Origin of the sequence: Virgibacillus sp. DJP39 (genome assembly GCF_049310925.1) — a bacterium.
Classification (GTDB): Bacteria; Bacillota; Bacilli; order Bacillales; family Amphibacillaceae; genus Virgibacillus_F.
In genome coordinates this window covers 1-1,236 of the sequence record NZ_JBMERP010000184.1, presented here as the reverse complement: position 1 = coordinate 1,236, position 1,236 = coordinate 1, and the positions used below count along the sequence as shown (strand labels likewise).

The window sequence follows — 1,236 nt, the reverse complement described above, 5'->3', positions numbered from 1 at the left end:
TGGTTAATTGTATAATCAAATGCAACACCTAAAAAAAATAGAAAGCCATCGTGAAACCGTGTAATATTAATGTCGACTAAAACAAATTAACACACGGAGGAAATCACGATGACTCAGACATATTCTAACACACCTACAGGTACATTTAAACATTTGTCCGAAACCGAAAGAGGCGAATTGTCGGCTTATTTAAACGTTGGCCTATCACAAAGAAAAATAGCGGAAAAATTAGGCCGAAATGTCAGTACAATTTCGCGAGAAATCAAGCGCGGATCTGTTCCGCAGCTTAACTCAAACTATGAAACTATTATCAAATACTTTCCTGACACTGGAGCACGTGTATACAAAGAAAACCGTGAACATTGCGGTGCCCATTCCACTGCCATAGAAGCATGGGAATTCCTTGGTTATGCCGAGAAGAAAATCTTGCAGGACCAGTGGTCTCCAGATGCAGTTGTCGGATATGCAAAAAGACAGCCGGAGTTCGAAGGAACATACGTACCCTCAACCAAGAGCGTCTATAACTGGATTGATCAGGGAAAGCTGTCTGTGATCAATATGGACCTAGCAATGAAAGTGCGCCGTTCAACCAAGAAAAAGAAACCGCGAGTGAACAAACGCATACTAGGCAAAAGCATAGAGGAACGCCCTGAATCTGTTGAAACTAGGGAAGAATTTGGTCACTGGGAGATCGATACCGTTATTGGCAAGAAATCCAATGACGATGCTTTATTGACCCTCGTTGAGAGAAAGACACGAAAGGAAATTGTCAGACGTATTCCAGGCAAAGATGCGGCTTCTGTAGATGTCGCATTACAAGCCGTATTGGCAGAATACATGTCAGAGCCATATACCGTCTTTAAAAGTATTACGGCGGACAATGGATCTGAATTTAGTGCCCTAGCATCCCTCGGTGAACAAAAGGGATTCGAAGTCTATTTCACGCACCCCTACACATCATGTGAACGCGGAACAAACGAACGTCATAATGGACTAATTCGAAGATTCATCAAGAAAGGACAACCGATTCACACATATGCAACTAAAATGATTGGTGAGGTTGAAGATTGGCTTAATCAGCTGCCAAGAAAAATCTTGAAATACCTTACCCCTGACGAAGCGTTCGCGCAATTTATTACTTTGGTGGCTTAAGCCACCAAAGTAATAAATTGCCACCCCTTAACCCCATATTTGGCGGTTTCACGAAGGGTGTTGCATTTAATATTGCAATTTACC

1 protein-coding gene is annotated in these 1,236 nt (G+C 42.2%); it reads left to right on the top strand.

Translation table 11 applies throughout. The features are described from left to right. The first annotated feature begins 108 nt into the window (after positions 1-108). The gene (locus tag ACOI1D_RS21670) at positions 109-1,152 is read left to right on the top strand and encodes an IS30 family transposase (RefSeq protein ID WP_422504274.1); all 1,044 of its coding nucleotides are present in this window, start codon (positions 109-111) and stop codon (positions 1,150-1,152) included. Positions 1,153-1,236 lie beyond the last annotated feature (84 nt).